This window comes from Streptomyces sp. (genome assembly GCF_035563135.1).
GTDB lineage: Bacteria > Actinomycetota > Actinomycetes > Streptomycetales > Streptomycetaceae > Streptomyces.
The window spans coordinates 1-19,820 of sequence record NZ_DATMVN010000521.1 but is presented as its reverse complement, the minus strand read 5'-3'; the positions used below and the strand labels follow the sequence as shown (position 1 = coordinate 19,820).

The 19,820-nt window shown below is 71.6% G+C and carries 12 protein-coding genes; 7 read left to right on the top strand and 5 right to left on the bottom strand.

All coding sequences use genetic code 11. The features are described 5' to 3' along the window. The first annotated feature begins 393 nt into the window (after positions 1–393). Genes VN520_RS23055 through VN520_RS23025 form a run of 7 tightly spaced genes read left to right on the top strand, consistent with a single transcriptional unit; the run spans position 394 to position 11,270 of the window. Positions 394–2,067, top strand: a complete 1,674-nt coding sequence (locus tag VN520_RS23055; RefSeq protein ID WP_325748845.1) for an extracellular solute-binding protein — start codon at positions 394–396, stop codon at positions 2,065–2,067. A gap of 1 nt (position 2,068) precedes the next feature. After that, complete coding sequence (locus VN520_RS23050; RefSeq protein ID WP_325748844.1) at positions 2,069–3,094, top strand: ABC transporter permease; 1,026 nt, start codon at positions 2,069–2,071, stop codon at positions 3,092–3,094. Positions 3,095–3,111: 17 nt separating this feature from the next. Continuing rightward, positions 3,112–4,035, top strand: a complete 924-nt coding sequence (locus tag VN520_RS23045; RefSeq protein WP_325748852.1) for a carbohydrate ABC transporter permease — start codon at positions 3,112–3,114, stop codon at positions 4,033–4,035. A gap of 54 nt (positions 4,036–4,089) precedes the next feature. Beyond that, a complete protein-coding gene (locus tag VN520_RS23040) occupies positions 4,090–6,324 on the top strand; it encodes a 1,4-beta-glucanase (RefSeq protein WP_325748843.1) in 2,235 nt (744 codons plus the stop codon). A 15-nt stretch (positions 6,325–6,339) separates the two neighbouring features. After that, a complete protein-coding gene (locus tag VN520_RS23035) occupies positions 6,340–8,316 on the top strand; it encodes a beta-galactosidase (RefSeq protein WP_325748842.1) in 1,977 nt (658 codons plus the stop codon). Beyond that, on the top strand, positions 8,313–10,532 hold the full coding sequence (locus tag VN520_RS23030; RefSeq protein WP_325748841.1) for a glycosyl hydrolase family 95 catalytic domain-containing protein: 2,220 nt from the start codon (positions 8,313–8,315) through the stop codon (positions 10,530–10,532). Before VN520_RS23035 ends, VN520_RS23030 begins: the two co-directional genes overlap by 4 nt. A 33-nt stretch (positions 10,533–10,565) precedes the next feature. Continuing rightward, the gene (locus VN520_RS23025; RefSeq protein WP_325748840.1) at positions 10,566–11,270 is read left to right on the top strand and encodes a GH12 family glycosyl hydrolase domain-containing protein; all 705 of its coding nucleotides are present in this window, start codon (positions 10,566–10,568) and stop codon (positions 11,268–11,270) included. Between the two features lie 60 nt (positions 11,271–11,330). On the opposite strand, the gene VN520_RS23020 is transcribed toward VN520_RS23025, so the two are convergent. The 5 genes from VN520_RS23020 to fxsT form a co-directional block, all read right to left on the bottom strand. Further along, positions 11,331–13,127, bottom strand: coding sequence for an HEXXH motif domain-containing protein (locus VN520_RS23020; protein WP_325748839.1), 1,797 nt, complete (start codon positions 13,125–13,127; stop codon positions 11,331–11,333). Between the two features lie 24 nt (positions 13,128–13,151). Then, on the bottom strand, positions 13,152–13,370 hold the full coding sequence (locus tag VN520_RS23015) for an aldo/keto reductase (protein WP_325748838.1): 219 nt from the start codon (positions 13,368–13,370) through the stop codon (positions 13,152–13,154). Positions 13,371–13,441: 71 nt separating this feature from the next. Further along, positions 13,442–14,548: an effector-associated domain 2-containing protein gene (locus VN520_RS23010; RefSeq protein WP_325748837.1), complete on the bottom strand. Its 1,107-nt coding sequence runs from the start codon at positions 14,546–14,548 to the stop codon at positions 13,442–13,444. Further along, positions 14,545–15,711, bottom strand: a complete 1,167-nt coding sequence (locus tag VN520_RS23005; RefSeq protein ID WP_325748836.1) for a hypothetical protein — start codon at positions 15,709–15,711, stop codon at positions 14,545–14,547. Before VN520_RS23005 ends, VN520_RS23010 begins: the two co-directional genes overlap by 4 nt. A 91-nt stretch (positions 15,712–15,802) precedes the next feature. Beyond that, entirely contained in the window at positions 15,803–19,813 is a 4,011-nt protein-coding gene (gene fxsT / locus VN520_RS23000; protein WP_325748851.1) for an FxSxx-COOH system tetratricopeptide repeat protein, read from the bottom strand. Positions 19,814–19,820: the final 7 nt, after the last annotated feature.

Genomic DNA, 19,820 nt, shown 5'->3' with positions numbered 1-19,820 from the left:
AGGTGGGAGGTTTTCCGGTCTACGGGCGCCGAGTGGTCCTTCGACGCGAGGAGAAGATCTTTCGAAGCGCTTCGATGCTCTTCGGCCAACCCCGCAGGTGTCAAGGGTCCTACCGCCCCGAAGAGGGTCATCCGGGCACATCAAGGCCTCACCACATCGGGAAACGGTTCGGAAACAGGTCGGAGGAATATCGAAACGAACTCTTGTGCGGCCGAGACCCTTCACTTAACCTCGCTGCAACATCGAAGCGCTTCGACGAGGCAGCCCGTTGACCGCTTCAGCTCAGCCGGTGAAGTGCCGCCGGCTCGGCCGGTAACGCCCCTACCTCAGACACAGGGCCGAGCGGCAGTCGCCGCCGCGGGCCGTCCTGTTGCACCACGAAGGGTTGACGCAATGACGCCGAACTCCCCCTCCGCTCCCAGCCGGAGACGATTCCTCGCCTCCTCCGTGGTTGTCGCGGCAGCCGTGGGCGGCGGGATGCCGCTCCTGACCGCCTGCGGCGGCGGTTCCGGCGGTTCGAAGAACGAGGGCGCGACCACGGGCAAGAAGCTGAAGGACATCCTTCCCGCCTATGTGCCCTCGAAGGCCGTCACCCCCGACATCCCGAGCAGGAACGGTTCCGCCGACGGTTTCACCACGGCGCTGCCCGCGGACCAGCTGGCCGTGTCGGTGCCGAAGAAGCTGGGCAAGGGCAGCGAGATCAGCATCATGGCGCCGCTGTGGGGCACTTCGCCCGGCGAGGGCAACGCCTACTGGACCGCGATGGACGAGGCCGCCGGCGTCAAGGTCAAGTGGCAGAACCAGGACGGCAATGTCTACGGCCAGAAGCTCGGCGCGGTGCTCGCGTCCAGCGCCGTTCCCGACGCCGTCGTCGTCCCGGGCTGGGAGCTCGGCGGCAAGATCCCGAGCGCCATCGCCAACAAGTTCGCCGACCTCGGCCCCTACCTGTCGGGCGACAAGGTCAAGGCGTACCCCAACCTGGCGGCCATCCCCACCGGTGCCTGGCAGCGCGGCATCTTCGCCGGGCAGCTGCGCGGCCTGCCCATGCCCGCCGAGGCCACGCCGAACATCACCCCCTTCTACCGCGCCGACATCTTCGAGGAGAAGGGGTACGAGGTCCCCACCACCACGCAGGAGTTCTACGACCTCTGCAAGGAGATCAACGCTCCGAAGAGCAAGGTGTGGGCGTGCAGTGACATGACCTGGTCGGCGTGGGTCTTCTTCGGGGTGCTGCCGGAGAAGCCGTACTACTGGAAGCTCGTCGACGGAAAGCTGGTCAACCGCTACGAGACCCCGGAGTACCTGGAGGCGCTGGAATGGTCGCGCTCGCTGTACTCGGCGGGCTTCGTGCACCCGGACGCCAAGGCGGAGACGGGTGACATGCGCACCACCTTCTCCTCCGGCAACGTCCTGATGTACAACGCGGACATCTCCGACTGGTACGCGGCGACCGCCGTCCAGCGGCTCGACAAGCCGGACTTCCGGATGGGGGCGATGGACTTCTTCGCCCACGACGGCGGCGATCCCGTGATCTACGAGGCGGCGCCCTCCAACATCTGGTGCTTCGTCAGCAAGAAGGCGGACAAGCAGACGATCGAGGACATTCTCGCGCTGGCCAACTTCACCGCCGCTCCGTACGGGAGCAAGGAGCAGCGTCTGCGGGCGTACGGCCTGGAGGGCACCCACCACACCCTCAAGGACGGGGTCCTCGTCAAGAACGAGCAGGGCAACAACGAGGTCTTCGCCACCTACGAGTACGTCGCCACCTCCAAGCCGTACCGCGCCTACCCGGACTACCCGGACGTCGCCAAGGGCGTCATCGAGTGGCAGCAACGCCAGGGCGCGCACCTGAAGAAGCCGCTGTTCCACGGCATGCAGATCCAGGAGCCCAACCGGTACACGGAGCTCAACGCGCAGTTCGAGGCCCTGGAGAAGGACATCGTGCGCGGCCGCAAGAAGGTCAGCGACATGCAGCAGCAGGTCTCGGACTGGAGGACCAAGGGCGGCGACAAGCTGCGCGACTGGTACAAGAAGCTGCTCGACGAGACCGGCGAGTCGGCTTCCTGACATGTCTCTGAGCACAGATGACCGGCGCACGCAGGGGTCCCCCGCGTCGCCGCCGGCCGACAAGGACGGGGCGGCCCGCGGGCAGGTCCGGGTGAGCACGAAGGTGCCCCTGCGGCACCGGCTGCGGCGCGACCGGACGCTGCTGCTGATGACCCTGCCGGCGATGCTGCTGCTGCTGGTCTTCGCCTACATCCCCCTGGCGGGCAACGTCGTCGCCTTCCAGGACTACGACCCGTACATCGCGGACAACGCCTTCCAGGCGATCATGCAGAGCCCCTGGGTCGGTCTCGAGTGGTTCCAGCAGATGGTGAACGACCGGCTGTTCTGGTCGGCCCTGGGCAACACGCTGACGATCTTCCTGTTGCAGCTGACGCTGTTCTTCCCGGTGCCGGTCCTGCTCGCCCTGTTCATCAACAGTTTCGTACGCCCCCGGGTCCGGGCGGTGGCTCAGGCGATCCTCTACCTGCCGCACTTCTTCTCCTGGGTCCTGGTCATCACGGTGTTCCAGCAGATGTTCGGCGGCGCGGGACTCATCGCGCAGACGCTGCGGGAGAACGGCTACGAGGGCTTCGACCTCATGACGGACCCCGGTCTGTTCAAGTTCCTGATCACCTTCGAGATGATCTGGAAGGACGCCGGCTGGGGCGTCATCGTCTTCCTCGCCGCGCTGGCCTCGGTCAGCACGGAGCTCTACGAGGCGAGCGCCATGGACGGCGCGAACCGCTGGCGCCGGATGTGGCACGTCACCCTGCCCGCCCTGCGCCCGGTCGTGGCCCTGCTGCTGGTCCTCCAGGTGGGCAACGCGCTCACCGTGGGCTTCGAGCAGATCCTGCTCCAGCGCACGGCCGTCGGGCCGGGCGCCTCCGAGGTCCTCGATACCTACGTGTGGAACGTGGGCATCACCAACGGCGGCTTCAGCTATGCGGCGGCCGTCGGAATCGTCAAGGGAATCTTCGGTCTGCTGCTGGTCCTCGGGGCCAACAAGGTCGCCCATCTCATGGGTGAGCAGGGGGTGTACAAGAAGTGAGCGGCCTGCTCTACCGAATGACCGGCGTGGCCGGGGTCAAGCCGGGTACCCGTGGCCGGCTGCGGCCGGTGTGGGAGGAGGAGCCCTCCAAGGCCGGGCTCGCCACCAAGGGCGTGGTCCTGGTCCTGACCTGCCTGGCGGTGCTCTTCCCGCTCTGGGTCGTGATCGTCACCAGTCTGTCCTCGGTGAGCGCCATCACCGACGCGGGCGGACTGGTGGTGATTCCGCGCGGCATCACGTTCGTCGCGTACCAGGAGCTCCTCGGCGGCGGCCAGGTCACCCGGGCAGCGGTGATCAGCATCTGCGTGACCGTGGTCGGGACGCTCTTCAGCATGGCCGTGTCGATCATGTGCGCCTACGGCCTGTCCCGGCCGGGGTCGGTGCTCCACCGGCCGCTGCTGCTGTTCATGCTCGCCACGATGTTCTTCGGGGCGGGCCTGATCCCCACCTACCTGGTGGTCCAGGGACTCGGCCTCACCGACTCCTATCTGGCGCTGATCCTTCCGAGCGCGCTGAACGTCTTCAACATCCTGGTCCTCCGGGCCTTCTTCATGAGCACGGCGCAGGAACTCGTCGAGAGTGCCCGTATCGACGGGGCGGGCGACTTCCGCATCCTGTGGCAGATCATCATGCCCCTGTCCCGCGCGGTCATCGCGGTGATCACGCTCTTCTACGCGGTCGGTTACTGGAGCGCCTGGTTCAACGCGTCCATCTACATCAGCGACCCGGAGATGATGCCGCTGCAGAACGTGATGAACCAGCTGGTCCTCAAGCAGGAGCGGCCCACCGGTCTGACGCAGGTCATCAACACGGGCCATCTGTCGCTGCTCGCCATCCAGATGGCGGTCATGGTGCTGGCACTGATCCCGGTCGCGTTCCTTTCCCCGTTCGTCCAGAAGCACTTCAAGGAAGGCATGCTCACCGGCGCCGTCAAGGGCTGAGCCCCGCCCCCGCCCCGCATTCACCCGTCACTCCCCCACCGGAGGGTCTTCGTCATGCGCACTTCGTCCGTCCCGCAGCCAGAACCCGCCCCGCACCCCCGGCGCCGGACCGTCCTGGCCGGTGCGGCGGTGGTCGCGGCCTCGGCCTCCGTGCTGCCGGCGGCGGCGCCGGCCACGGCCGCCCGCCGGCCCGCGAAGGCCCAGCCGCACCGCTGGCGCACCGCTGCGATCGGCGGGACGGGGTTCGTCACGGGCATCCTGTTCCATCCGGCCGTGCGGGGGCTGGCCTACGCCCGCACCGACATCGGTGGCGCCTACCGCTGGGACGCCCGCGGGTCCCGGTGGACGGCTCTCACCGATCACATCGGCTGGGACGACTGGAATCTGATGGGCGTCGAGGCGATGGCCGTCGACCCGGCGCACCCGGACCGGCTCTACCTGGCGCTGGGGACGTACACACAGGCGTACGCGTCCCCGGGGGCGGTGCTCCGGTCCGAGGACCGGGGCGCGACCTGGGCGCGTACCGATCTCACCGTACGTCTCGGGGCCAACGAGGACGGCCGGGGCTGCGGGGAGCGGCTCCTGGTCGATCCGCGCGACAGCGGGACGCTCTGGCTCGGGACGCGCCACGACGGGCTGCTGCGCTCCACGGACCGTGGTGCCTCATGGTCCGCGGACACCTCGTTCCCGGCCGCCGCGTCGGCGGGCGGCCAGGGCGTCACCCTGCTGGTGGCGGCCGGACGGACGGTGTACGCGGGCTGGGGTGACGGCGGCACCGCCCTCTACCGTACGGACGGCTCCGGCGGCTGGGAAGCCGTTCCGGGGCAGCCGTCCGGAGCAGCGGCGAGGGTACCGGTCCGCGCGGCGTACGACGCGGGCACCCGCGCGCTGTACGTGAGTTACGCGGACCGGCCGGGCCCGAACAACCAGGCCGACGGCTCGGTCCACCGCCTGGACACGGTCACGGGCACCTGGACCGAGGTGACTCCGGTGGCGCCGGGCGGCGGTGACGCCTTCGGGTACGGCGGGGTGGCCGTGGACGCGCGCCGCCCGGGCACGGTCGTCGTCTCCACGAACAACCGCTGGGGCCCGGTGGACACCCTGTTCCGCTCCACCGACGGCGGGGCGAGCTGGACCTCGCTGAAGGACACCGCGGTGCTGGACGTGTCGGAGACTCCGTTCCTGAAGTGGGGCGGCGAACCCAAGTTCGGCTGGTGGATCCAGGCCGTGGCCCTCGACCCGTACGACTCGCAGCACCTCGTGTACGGCACCGGCGCGACGATCTACGGCACGCGCGACCTGGTGCACTGGGCACCGGAGATCCGGGGCCTGGAGGAGTCCTCGGTACGCCAGCTGCTCGCACCGCCCTCGGGGGCCCGGCTGCTCAGCGGCCTGGGGGACATCGGGGTCATGCGCCATGACTCCCTGACGGCGTCACCCTCGCGCGGCATGGCCTCGAACCCGGTCTTCGGCACGGCCACCGGACTCGCCCTGGCCACCCTGAAACCGTCGTACGTGGTGCGGACGGGCTGGCCTTCGGGCTCCGGCTCGGCGGGCGCCTGCTCCCACGACGGCGGGGCGAGCTGGGAGCCGTTCGTCTCCCAGCCGGCGATCGCCCCCTCGGCCCCCGGCCCGGTGGCGGTCTCCGCCGACGGGGCGACGCTGCTGTGGTCGTTCGTCCACTGGGACGGCACGAAGTACGCGGCACACCGTTCCACGGACGGCGGCGCGACGTGGGCCGAGGTGGCGACCTTCCCCAAGGGCGGCACTCCGGTCGCCGACCCGCTCGACCCGGCACGCTTCTACGTGTACGACACGGACACGGGCGCCGTCTTCTTCTCCGGCGACAGGGGGGCGACCTTCACCGAGGGTGCGACAGGGCTCCCTTCGGGAGACGTGCAGTTCCGCGTCGCTGCGGCTCCGGGGCGCTCCGGCGACCTGTGGCTGTCCGCCAAGGACAACGGGCTGCTGCGCTCGACGGACGGCGGACGCACGTTCGCCCCGGTGGCCGGCTGTCAGGCCTCGCACGCCCTCGGCTTCGGGAAGGCCGCCCCGCGGAGGGGCCGGGCCGGTTACCCGGCGGTCTTCCAGACCGGGCGGGTCTCCGCGACGTACGACGGTGTGGCCGTGCTGCGCTCCGACGACGCGGGCCGTACCTGGGTCCGCATCAACGACGACGCCCACCGGTGGGGGTGGACCGGTGAGGTCATCACCGGCGACCCCCGCGTCCACGGCCGTGTCTACCTGGGCACCAACGGCCGCGGCATCCAGTACGCAGACCCCCAGTAGAGGAACGAGACGTCCATGCCGTCCCTGCACGACGCCACCCGTGGCCGCATCCTCTTCGGAGGCGACTACAACCCCGAGCAGTGGCCCGAGGAGGTGTGGGCCGACGACATCCGGCTGATGAAGGAGGCCGGGGTCAACTCCGTCACCATCGGTGTCTTCTCCTGGGCGATGATCGAACCGCGCCCGGGTGCACGGGAGTTCGGCTGGCTGGACCGGCTGCTGGACCTCGTGCACGCGGGCGGCATCGGTGTCGTCCTCGCCACGCCGACGTCCTCGCCCCCGCCGTGGATGGGCGCCCTGCACCCGGAGACGCTGCCGCGCACCGAGGACGGCGCGCTCGTCAACTACGGTTCGCGTCAGCACTTCTGCCCGAGTTCACCGGTGTACCGGCGCTATGCCGCCTCCCTCACCGAGGACCTCGCCGCACGGTACGCGGACCATCCGGCGCTGACCGTGTGGCACATCGGCAACGAGTACTGCACGCACTGCTGGTGCGACGGGACCGCCGCCCACTTCCGCCGCTGGCTGGCCTCCCGTCACAGCACCCTGGAAGCGCTCAACGAGGCCTGGGGCACGGCGTTCTGGAGTCAGCGCTACGGCACCTGGGCCGAGATCCTGCCGCCCCGCCGGGCGCAGTACCTGCGCAACCCGGCGCAGGAGCTGGACTTCAAGCGGTTCACCTCCGACGCCCTGATGGAGTGCTACGTCGCCGAACGGGACATCGTCGCCCGGCACACCCCGCACATCCCGGTGACGACCAACTTCATGCCGCTGTGGTCGGGCCAGGACGCCTGGGCCTGGGCGGAGCAGGAGGACATCGTCTCCGTCGACGTCTACCCGGATCCGGCGGACCCGCGGGGCGGCCAGTACAACGCGATGCTCGCCGACATGACCCGCTCGCAGGCCCGCGGGCCGTGGATGGTGATGGAGCAGGCGGCCGGGGCGGTCAACTGGCGGGACGTCAACCACCCCAGGCCGGCCGGCCTGAACCGGCTGTGGTCGCTCCAGGCGGTGGCCCGGGGAGCGGACGCCGTCTGCTACTTCCAGTGGCGGCAGTCCCGGCAGGGCGCGGAGAAGTTCCACTCCGGGATGCTGAGCCACGCCGGTGAACACGGCCGTACGTTCCGGGAGGTCAAGCGCATCGGCGCCGAACTCGCCCTGCTCGGCCCCGAGGTGAGCGGCACCGTGGTGCCGGCCGAGGTCGCCGTGCTGCACGACTGGGACGCCTGGTGGTCGAGCACCCAGGAGGGCCGTCCCTCCTCCTTGGTCTCCTACACGGAGCTGCTCCAGGCGTGGCACCGGGGGCTGTGGGACAGCGGCATCGCCACGGAATTCGCCCGCCCGGACGCCGACCTGAGCGCGTACCGGATGGTGCTCGTGCCCCAGCTCCAGCTCCTCGGTGACGCGGCGGCCGACAACCTCGTCGCCTATGTGCGGGGCGGCGGCACCCTCGTGTGCGGGTTCTTCACCGGTGTCGCGGACGTGGACGACCGGATCAGGCCGGGTGGCATGGACGGCAGGCTGCGTGAGCTGTTCGGCATCCGTACGGTGCACGAGTGGTGGCCCCTGGACGCGGGCGCCACGGTGGAGTGCGACGGCTTCCGCGGCACCCTGTGGTCGGAGGAGCTGGAGCCCGACGGCAGTGCGGAGACGGTGGCCGCGTACCGCGGGGGCGAACTGGACGGGCTTCCCGCGGTGCTCCGCAAGGGCAGCGCGTGGTACGTCTCGACGCTGCCCGGGCCCGAGGCGCTGCGCGGCCTGCTCGGCCGGGCGGCGGCAGGGGCCGGCGTACGCCCGGTGCTGGAGGGCCTGCCCGCCGGGGTCGAGGCGGTACGGCGCGGTGAGCTGCTCTTCCTGCTGAACCACGGCCGGTCCCCGGCCGTGGTGAAGCTGCCGGGCCGGCACCTCGACCTGCTCACGGGGGCCGAGGCCGACGGCGGTGTGGAGCTGGACCGCTACGGCGTCGCCGTGCTCAGAGACGTCTCCGCATGATCGACGGCACGTGGGAGCCCTGCCCCGCCGCCCGCTGGGAGGACGCGTTCCTCAGCGGCAACGGCCACCACGGGGCGATGGTGTTCGGAGACCCCGCGGACGACCAGGTGATCGTCAACCACCACACCCTGGTGCGGCCGAACGGCAGCGAGGACCTCCGCGCGCCGGAGCTCGCCGACCGGCTCGACCGCCTCCAGGACGCGCTCCTGTCCGGTGACACGACGGCGGCCGAGGACTTCGGCTCGGGGCGTTCCCTGGCATGGGTGCAGCCCTTCCACCCGGCGTTCCGGTCGCGCGTGCGCCGCACCCGGGGGCTGCACGAGGCGGTCGCCGGATACAGGCGCGAGGTCGACTTCACGACGGGCGAGGTGACCGCGTCGTACGAGGCGTGGCGCAGCAGTGTCTTCGTGTCGCGGGCCGACGACGTGATCGTGCAGCACGTCACGGATCCCGGGCTGAGCGCCGACCTCGTCCTGGACCATCTGCTGCCCGGCGCTCCCGCGCGGCTGGCGGTCGGACGCTCCACGGTGCTGACCCCGGACGGCGCGCACCTGGCACTGCGGGTGGGCTATCCGGACAGCCGGACGGGATACACGGGCGTCACCGCGGTGCGGGTGGACGACGGCACGGTGTCCGTGGCCGGTGAGGGCGTCCGCATCGAGGGGGCGCGGGGCCTCACCCTGACGACCCGGGTCGTCCGCGGGCCCGGCCGGCCGGACCTCGCGGAGCTGTGGGCGGCTCTCCCGGACGAGGACTACGCGACGCTGCTGGACCGCCACCGGCTGCTGCACCGGACCGCTTACGGGCGCGCCTCCTTCACCCTGCGGGACGCGGCGCCGGAGCGGGCCCTGTCCGGCAGCGAGCTGCTGCGCACCCCGAAGTCCCCCGCCCTCCTGGAACGGCTCTTCGCCGCGGGCCGCTACCACCTGCTGTCCTCCTCGGGGCTGCTGCCGCCCCGGCTGACGGGCCTGTGGACCGGCGACTGGGACACGGCCTGGTCCGGGGCCTTCACCACGAACGCGAACCTCAACCTCCAGATCGCCTCTGCCGCCGCGGCAGCCCTTCCCGAAGTCACCGAGGCCCATGCGGCCCTGGTGCACGGGCAGCTGCCGGACTGGCAGGACAACGCCCGGGCGATCTTCGGGGCCCGTGGCATCGTCGCGCCGTCCCACACGGACGGCGCGTCGGGCCACACCCGGCACTTCCAGCGCGCCTACCCGCTGCACCTGTGGACGGCGGGGGCGGACTGGCTGCTGCAGCCGCTCCTGGAACACGCCGAGGTCACGACGGGCGCCCCGGACGCCGCCCTGACGGGCGCCCTCGTCGAAGTGGCGCTGTTCTACGAGGACTTCCTCAGCCGCGAGGACCCGGACGGGAACCTGGCGGTCGTGCCCTCCTACTCTCCGGAGAACCGGCCGGCCAACGCCGGCTGGGTCACGGTGAACGCCACCATGGACATCGCCGCGGCCCGTCACGCCCTGACGACGGCCGCCGAGCACGCCCCCGGGCACCCGTCCGCCGGCCGCTGGCGGTCACTCGCGGACCGGCTCCCCGCCTACCTGGTGAACGAGGACGGAGCGCTCGCCGAGTGGGCCTGGCCGGGCCTGCGGGAGACGTACGACCACCGCCACCTGAGCCACCTCTACCCGGTGTGGCCGCTGGACGCGATCAATCCGTACGACACCCCGGAGCCGGCCGCGGCCGCGCACCGCGCACTGGAGCTGCGCGGCTCGGAGAACGACTCCGCCCACGGCCATCTGCACCACGCCCTGATCGCCGCCCGGCTGCGGGACCCCGCCAGGGTCTCGGCGGCGCTGGACGCCGTGCTGGGCGGCGACTTCTTCCACGACTCGCTGATGAGCGCGCACTACCCGTCACGGAACGTCTACAACGCGGACGCGGCCCACACCCTGCCCGCTGCCGTGATCGAGTCGCTGGTCCAGTCGTCGCCCGGCCGCCTGGTGCTGCTGCCCGCAGTCCCGGCGGCGTACCCGGCCGGTGAACTGCGGGGCATACGCACGCGTTTCGGCGCGCACCTGGACCTCCGGTGGTCGGAGGAAGGCGCCACCGCCGTGCTGCGCCCCACCCGCGACGCCCGCGTCGATCTGCGTACGGGTGACGGGCTCACCCTCACCGAGACCTCCGCCGGAAACCCCCCGGCTCCGCTGGAGCTGACGGCCGGCGTGGACCGCGTCCTCACCCTGGGGACGCGGTAGCACTCCTCCATCCCCACATGGAAGGAACACCTCATGGCACGATCCACCCTGACCAGGCTGCTCCTGGCCCCGGCGGCAGCCGTGGCCGCACTGATCGGCTTCGCGGCGGCTCCCGCCCACGCCGCGATCTGGACCTCGTCGGAGCAGTGGGGCAACTACACCACGTCCGACAACTACATCCTCTACAACAACATCTGGGGCTCCGGTGCGGGCACCCAGACCATCTGGGCCAACTCGTCGAGCAACTGGGGCGTGACGGCGAACCACCCGAACACCGGTGGCATCAAGTCGTACCCGAACGCCAAGAAGATCGTCAACAAGCCGATCACGTCGCTTTCCTCGCTGACCAGCGGCTACAACGTGACCGTCCCGTCGTCGGGTGCGTACAACACGTCGTACGACATCTGGGACACGGACTACGACTACGAGGTCATGCTCTGGGTCAACCACAACGGTGCGGTCGGCCCCCTCGGCACCTCCCAGGGGACCGTCACCCTCGGCGGGCACACCTGGGCCGTCTACAAGGGCGACAACGGTGCCAACGAGGTGTTCTCGTTCCTGCGGACCTCCGACTCGTCCGCCGGGACGGTGAACATCCTGCCGGTCCTGAAGTGGATCAAGGACAAGGGCTGGTGGGGCGACGAGACCATCGGTGACGTCCAGTTCGGCTACGAGATCACCTCGTCCTCGGGCGGGCTGAACTTCGTGACCAACGGGTTCAACGTCTCGTCGAGCTGACGGGAACGGACGACGGGCCGGGGGCACCCCCGGCCCGCCTGCCGGAGGCCGCGCCCCTCCTCAGCGCTCGGCGGGGCCTTCGGCCAGCCAGTGGGCGGCCCGCGTCCAGGTCTCGGGCGTAATCGCCTCCAGCAGCGCCGCGAACCGCTCCGGGCGGGCCAGCAGCCGGCGGTCACGCGGGTGGAGCGCGGCATGCGCCAGCAGCCAGCCCGCCAGCGCGTGCGGGTCGAGGGGGCCGGGACCGCTCAGCTGCGCGGTGTACGCCGCGCGTGCCGCTTCCGGGTCCCCCGAGACCAGCAGCTCGTCGGCCGTCCGCGGCCGGCCCGCCGTGGAGCCCCGCAGCTGGTGGAGCCGCACTCGCTCGTCCTGCCAGTACGCACCGCCCGGCTCCGGGGCGACCAGCGGAGCACCACCCGGTACGGGTGCGGCGCCGGAGCGCAGCGCCTTGACGAGGCTGTCCCTGTCCTCCTCGGCGCAGCGCAGGTTGCGCAGCCGCCACTCCACCCGGTGGCCGGCCGCCGCCGCCCGTGCCCTCGCCACGGTCCCGGGTTCGAGCGGCTCCCTCAGCCAGCCGTCGACGGTCCCGGACAGCCGGGTGACGAGCCGCAGGCCGGGTCCGGTGAGTCCGGCGCGGGTCGCCAGGGTGCGCAGGACCATGCGGGTCTGGAGCCGGCGCAGCGCGAAGAGGAACGGCGCCCGTCCCGCCGGGTCCGCTCCGGGGTCCCTCATCCGCTCCCGCCAGAAGCCGGTGACCCCGACGAAGGCGTACGCACCGTGGAGGAGGCCCGGCAGATGACGGGGGTCGGCGCGCCAGGGCGCGTAGTGGCGCTCGGACCGGTCGTCGTCGAGGAGCGGGAAGAGGTGCAGCAGGGCGCCGAGTTTGCTGTGCTGGAATTCGTGGACGAGGGTTTCCGCGAGAGCGAGGCCGTCCGGGGGCCGGGCGATCACCATGGAGGCGAAGGCGTCACCGGTGGAGGCGCTGAGCCCTTCGGCCGGTACGGGGAGCCCTGGGGCACTGTCCTCGGCGTGCCAGGGCACGATGCGGCCGATCTCCTCGGGCCGCAGGCTGCCGGGGCCGGTGCCCCCTCGGCGCAGGATGGCGACCGCTTCCCCGAACAGCTCGCGCCAGCACCGCAGTTCCCCGGGATCGAGCCGGCCGGGAGCTATCGGCTCGTCCAGGTCGCGGTAGGGATCGAGGTCGTCGAGCTGCACGGGGCGCGTACCAGGACCGGTGTCGAGCGTGTGCACCGGCAGCCAGTGCGCGGATTCCGGTTCGGTGAGCGGGCGTACGGTGGTGTCCGGCCCGTGCCCGGTGCACACGGTGAGGGCCCCGCCGGACACCGACGCCTGTACCGCACGGAATGCGTCGTCATCGGGGCCGGGCAGCAGGATCATGCCGAGGGTGGGCAGGCTGACGGCCCTGCCCCGGGCGGGCAGGAGGAGTTCGGCGTCCGTACCGGCGTGGACCGCGGCTGTCGCGGCGACACCGGCGAGCTGTCCGGCGTCGGCCCACAGGGGCGGCCCGGAGGCTGTTCCGTGCAGCCTGCGGAGTGTGTGGGCGAGCCAGCTGCCGACCTGAGGGCTCAGCAGCAGTTCGTCGACCGCCTCGGGGGCCAGGGCGGCGGCGGTCTCCAGCGCGGGCCAGACCGCCGGCGCGTCCAGAGGGCCGAGGATGCCGGGGTCCGCGTCGAGGAGGTCCAGCAGCTCGCGCAGCAGCAGAAGGCGGCGCGTGCGTTCACCCCGTGCCAGGAAGGCGACGGCCTCGGGCGAACCGCCGCCGGCGGCGATCTCGTCGAACAACGGGCCGGGCATACGGATCGGCTCGTACACATCGCTCCCAGTCGTGGACGCTCTCATCGGCGGCTGCCTGATCGGCACTCATCACTCGGCCCGCCCTGGTTCACCGCCTCCCATCGCGTTGGTGCGCACGCGCCGGAGTTCGGCGAGCAGCCGTGCTGCCCCCTCCGGAGCGGGCAGGTGCCTCAGCTCAGCGACGCCCACGGAGGCCAGGTCCATGAGGTCGGACTCGAGGTGATCGGATGTGCCGTCGGCGGGCACCGGCTGGTACAAGGCGCGCTCCCCCTTCGCGAGCGGTGGCACAGGATGCCACCGTTTACTCCATCATGACGACTCCGACCCCTTCCCGAAACCCGTGTGATCACGCCAGCTGATCACATCGTGGGTCCCGGGTCCGTGAGGAAGTCCTGCACGGCCGCTCGGAGTTCGGACGCACGGGCAGGATCGTCGTCGATCAGTGTCACTGCGTCGTACAGCTCCCACAGCCCGTCCGGCCGGGCCCTGAGGGCACGGAAGATCCCGATCACGTCCGTACGCGGCATGGGGTGTCTGGGCATCCGGGCGACGACGGCGGAAGGCAGCTCGTTGACCAGGGTCTGCCGTTCGTCACGGTCGTTCATGAGCGGATACGCCATCAGGGCCGTGATGAGCCTGGCGGTCGGGGGCTCCGTCGGTCCGCCGGGCCCCCGCCCGCCGGGTGGGGCGCCCCCGGGGATGCGCTCGGAGTACCCCGGCGCCTCCAGCCGGAGGCCGGGGACCTGGTCGGTGCGGCCCGCCGCCCTGAGGGCGCTCATCCGCGCCTTCACCGCCTCGAAGAGGGGCAGGGGCTGCGGCAGGGGGTCGTCCCTCAGCTCGCGCAGAACGATGTCCGAGAACAGGCCGAGGCGACGCCCGGGATCGTTGCCCGCCCGCTGCCCGCGACCGGCCGCGAACATCAGGGACTGCTCGTGTGCGGCGGCCCTCGCTCCGGTGGGAAAGCGTTCCTTGGACAGCGACTGCGGGAAGTGGTGCTGTTCGTCGAAGGTGCGGCAGGCGTCGATCACCCACATCTGCGCTCCGTGTCCCTGCGTCGCGTCGCTCCTCAGCCGGGTGAGCGCGGATTCGACGTCGATGGCACGGCGGTCGGTGAGCGTGGCGTCGGCGGTGTAGAGCGCCATGTCCTCGTCCGTGTCCAGCACGCCGTGCCCGCCCCACCACACCCACAGCGCGTCGTCCCGGCGCTCGGGGATGTCCTCGATGAAGGCGCGCCTCAGCGAAGCGTGATCGGCCGGGTGGAACGGGACGTCCGGGGCGCTTGTGGTCAGCGGCGCGAGATGGAGCTGGATGTTGCCGTCGGGGACTCCGCGGGCCAGCAGCCAGTCGCGGAAGCGCAGGGCGTCCCTGACGGGCCCCGGCAGGTCCCAGCCGGAGCCGGCCGCGTACTGCTCGATGCCGACGACCAGGGCGAAGACGCGGTCCGGCCGGACCGGCCGGTGTGTCATGGCAGCCGCTCCCCGATCGCCCGGTGGACGGCCGGGTCGGTCCAGTAGGCGCTGTGCGCCACGGGGAAGGGCTGCCGGCTGTCGGTGGCGATGTCATGGGCCCGGCCGGGGAAGAGCGGTTCGGCGGCGTACCCGAGCAGGTCACGGCGGTCGTAGAGGTTCAGCCACGGCGGGACATGGGCGGGCAGCGGATCCGGGTGGGCGAGCGAGGGCAGCGCGCCCGTCTCGTACAGGAAGGGGCCCTGCGAGCCGACGGTCACCAGGAGTTCGACCCCTGGCAGCGGGCCTGATATCAGGGTGTCGAGCGAGATGACGCCGCCGAGGCTGTGGCCGAGCAGGACGACGGGCGGCTCCAGAGCGGCCACGAGGTCCCTCAGGCCCTGGCGCATGTCCTCGCCCCGGGCGAGGTACTTGAGGATGTCGCCGGCGGCCGGGTGTGCGGCGTCGGTGAGCGCGCGGCGGCGGCGCAGGGCGTAGCGGGACCCGAGGCGTACGAGCGGTTTCCCCGCCATCCGGAGCAGCGGACCGCGGCTGGTGCCTGCCGGCGCGGCGCCGAGGCGCTCGGCAAGTGCGGCGACGGCGGTGTCCCTGGCGTCACCGCCGCTCTGCACCGGGTTGTCGGCCGCGAGTTCCGAGGCGATGACCGTGGCGGTCAGGGCCCGGGCGAGCACCCACGCCAGCGTCTCCTGGTCCAGTGCCTCGGCGGCGGCTTTGAGGAGGGGACTGCGCGCGAGCCCGGCCGCCGCCTCCGGAAGACCGGGGCCGATCGCGCCTGCCCGGGGCTCGCCGTGTGCGGCCAGCTCACGGAGGAGGGTCTTCGGGCGCTCTTCGGGAAAGGCCGCGCCGGGCGGCGTTACGCGCGGACCCCCTCCGGCGGCCGCTGCGGCGAGCTCGGCACAGGGGTCCTCGTACAGCCGGGCCCACTCCTCCGTCTCGTCGGGGTCTTCGGGACCTCCGGTGCTCCGGCCGGTCCCGGCGCCGGGGGCGGCCGGAATGCTGGCGCCGTCCGCGGCGAGCCTCGCTCCGTGTTCCCCGCCCCAGTCGTACGCGGTCAGGCGCGCACCGGGGGCCGTCGCCGCGAGGCCCGAAGCGACCTGCGCGAGCAACGCGGCAAGATGCGGCTCGCGCACGCCCGTGCCGTGTGTGAAGACCACCGTGGTCATGTCTGCGCCCCCGTTGTCTCTCACTGCACCCGGGCCCGCCGCCCACGCGGGCGGCGGGTCCGGGCCTACGGCTACCCGGTTGTCCCCGGCGTCACATCGGCAGGGGCGTGATGTCACATTCGATGCGCTGGTGGAGCCTGGCGGCCGTGTGCCAGGGGTGGTTGCCCCCGAGCACACGGTGAAGCCCTTCCACCGCGACGCGGTTGAGCCGGTCGGCCTCCTCCGACTCGCCGAGCCCGCGTCGGTCGAGCGCCAGGTTCGCTGTGCACGCGAGAGTCAGGGGATGCTCGGGCCCCGCCGTCTCCGTGAGCTTGGGGAGCAGGTCCGCGTCGGCAGCCATGGCGAGCGCGAAGTCGAGCCGTGCGTAATGGTCGTTGGCCCGGCACATCGCCGCAGTCAGCGTATTGATGTGCTCCGTCCCGAGGGTGGCTTCCAGACCGTCCAGCGCCTGTGCGTCCAAGGCCTCCGCCCGGTCCGTGTCGCCCTGCGCCCGCAGCGTCGCGGCAAGGTTCACCCTGGCGAACTGGGTGTACGGGTGGTGATCGCCGAGCACCTTTCGATACGCGGCCAGCGTCTGCTCGCCCAGTTCCCGGGAGCCGACGAGGTCCCCGTTCAGCCGGCGCTCGACCGTGGCGTGGATCGCGGCACCGAGCGCGTCGGTGTTGTTCAGTCCGTAGCGGGTGGTGAAGCGTTCGAGGATCTGCTCGGCGAGGGCGGCCCCTCCTTCGACCACACCGGCCCTGCGCCGGCACACCGCGAGGTTCAGGGCCGCGCGGATGGTCGCCGCGTTGGTCTCGCCGAAGTGGGTGACATAAGGAAGGTAGTTGGACTCCTGCAGTGCACGGGCCCCCAGGTAGTCGCCCGCCTCTCGCATGTCGATGGCCAGGCCGTTCAACGTGTTGAGCGTGAGTCCGTTCACCGGCCCGTAAAGGAGTTCCCTCTGCCGTGCGGTCTCCTCGTCGATCTCCCGCGCGGCTGCGAAACTGCCGTTCAGCCGCAGTGTCACACCGTAGTCGTGCGCCGCACTCAGCGTCGTGGGGTCCTCCGGCCCGAACAGGTCGCTCGCCCGGGTGAACGCCTCCTCGGCCAGCTCGCGCGCCTGCACGAACTCGCCCCGGTGCCGCAGCGCCCCCGCCATCTGCCACATGGAGTCGATGAGTTCCTCATCGGGGATCTGTGCGCCGCGCGAGATCGTCAGAGCCCGCTCGTTGTGCACGACCGCCTCGTCGGCACGCCCGAGCAGCCGCAGATAGAAGCCGAGGAGCTTGGTGATCCTGATGACGTGCAGGTCCTCGTCACCGGACTGGGCGCGCCACGCCGACCACGCCAGCCGGGCCTGGGCGGCACCCGATTCGTGCGCGCCCCAGTAGTAGAGGAAGAAGACCATGTCGTAGACGAGGTCCCGGACCCAGGCGTCGGAGCTCTCCACCGCTCCGGACGCGATCACGTGCGGGAGGATCGCCTGGTAGGCGGGCCACTGGTCCGGTGAGGCGGGCGCGCCCGGCTTGGCCGTCGTGAGCAGCAGATGGGCCGCCCGCGTCATCCTGGCCCGCTCCTCGGGATCCATCCTGGCCACGATCACGTTCTGCATCAGCCGGTGCATCTGGAGGGTGGCGGTCTTGTGGTCCAGTCTCACCAGCGACAGCTTGCTCAGGTCCCGGGTGGCGCGGGCGAGCAGCAGCGGGTCACGCAGGACCGGGTCGAGTTCGGGTGTGACCTCGACGTTGCGTCCGCCCCTGAAGAGGTTGAGCGGGATGGGCTCCGGCGCCATGCAGGCGCAGATCTCCAGGAGTTGGCGTGCCGCCGGGTTGTCCTGCGAGAGGCGCCCGAGAGAGATGTCCCAGACCGCCGCGACCGGCAGGGGGTAGTCGGGAGAAGGATCGAGTTCGAGGATCTCCGGCCTGCGCTCCTCCAGCAGGCCGAGGTACTCGTCGACCGGCATCCCGGTGGCGGCGTGCCAGGCGCCGGCCTGTTCGACCGCGAGCGGGAGGTCTCCGAGCGCCGCGGCGAGCCGGTCCGCGTCCCCGGAGCCGAGGCCGCGGGCGCGGCGCTGCAGCAGCGCGATGCTCTCCTCCCGGTCGAAGACGTCGACGCTGAGGGGCGTGGCGACGCGTTCCCACTCGCGGTTGCGCGAGGTGACGATGATCTTCCCGGGCCCGCCGTTGGGGAAGTAGGACCGGACGGCCTCGATGTCCTCGGCGTTGTCGAAGACCAGCAGCCAGTTGTCGAACGGCTTGCCCGTACGCAGTGCCTCACGCACGGCGGGCACCGCGGCGTTGGCCTGCGGCCCCACCTCCAGGCCGAGGCTGCGGGCCAGGTCGGCGAGAGCGCCCAGGATCAGGTTCTCCTGCTCCGCGGGGATCCACCAGATGACGTTGAACTCGCCGCTGTGGCGGTACACGTACTCCACGGCGATCTGCGACTTCCCGACACCGCCCATGCCGTGCAGCGCGTGCGGGAGGACGGCTGTGGTCTCGTCCTCCCGCAACTGCCTTTCCACGGCCGCCAGAAGACTCTCCCGCCCGGTGAAGTTCGGATTCTTCGGCGGCACGTTGCCCATGATCTTCGGCTGGCCCGTGCGGACGAACCGTAGCTCCGGGGCTGTGGTGGGCGTGCGCTCGTCGGCCCGCTCCTGCTCGGTGTCTACGGGTGGTGTCGTGGGCGACACAGATCCTCCTGGTGGAACCGTCGAATGCGACGGGGAAGCGGGGCCGTTCTCATTCACATCAGGTGCCTCTTTATCATCTTTCGGCACCTCCGCCGACGCTCCCGCGCCGTCCGACAGCACGCCCTTCAGGTGCGTCGCCCGGCGCCGGTACGGCAGTCCTCCGAGCGCGCGCAGCACGGCCAGCTCGATGCGCAGCCACGCCGGCCCTCCCTCGCGGTCCGGCAGCGCCGCCCTCGCCGGGTCACGCAGTGCCGCGCGCAGCCGTGTGCCCTGTGCCCCGCCGGCCCGGGTCTCCGCCAGGAGGCTTACGGCTCGGGCGAGTTGGGTGCGGTTGCCGGTGGCCAGCAAGGCTTCGCGTATGCCCTCGGCGAAGTCGGGGCCGCCCTCTCCGTCCCGTTCCCAGTCGATGAGGCCGCCCATCATCACCTCGGCCAGATGCTCGGGCTGCGACTCGGGAAAGGCCCGGTTCCGCAGTTCCTCGATGACGTCGAAACGCAGCGGCGCCACGGCCAGCAGGACGGCGAGCTGCCGTGCGAGCGGGCTGGCCAGCGAGAAGAACCTGCGTACGGCGTCCGCCGCCGCACGGGGCCCGTCGAGCCTGGGTGCGCGCAGCCCGGGAGCGGAGACCCCCTTGGCCATCGCCCCGGCCAGGACCACCGGCAGTGCCCGTCGTACACCGCGTTCGCCGGTGACCAGGTCCGCCCAGGCCCGGAACGAACCGGGGCGCAGGCTGAGGACCGGTACGGCGACGGATCCGTCACCCGTGTCGGGCAGGATGTGCGCGTGTTCGGGCACACCGTGCGGCGGGCGGCAGAGGATGTGGCGGTTGAGGGCTCCGAACCCGGCCGCGTCCAGCCGGGCCCGGAAGGGGTAGACCGAGGACCGGTGGCGCAGATAGGGCGGCAGGAGGTGGACGAGCGCCGTGGGTCCGGCGGAGGCCAGCCGCCCCAGCAGTTCGTCGGCGCCGCCTTCGGCCCAGCCGGACGCCAGCCCGTCGGTCACGACGAGGAACAGCCGGGAGCCCCGGCCGTCCAGCAGTTCCGCGGGGTCGGCGCGCCGGTTGCCGGGCCAGCGCAGCACGGGTGCCTCCCCGCCGGGCAGCGAGACGTCGACCGTACGGACGTCCCGGAAGGCTCCGCTGCGCACGGCCTCGTCGGACAGCTGGCGTAAGGAGCTGTCCCACACGGGCATGGTGGGCGCTGTGTCGACGAGCAGCATCAGGTCGAAGGCGCGTTCCTGGACCGGATCGAGGTAGGGGATCCACAGCCCGTCGATGACCCCGTTCTCAGCGGTACGCGCCTCGTCGAGCCGGCTCCCGTGGCGCGACGGCACCAGCCGTCCGAGCCCGCGCAGGGCCTTGGCCAGGCGCAGCGGGACCACGTGGCGGGCGGGGCGCGGCGCGTGCGGCAGGACCTCTTCGGGCCGGCCGCGCAGGGTCTCG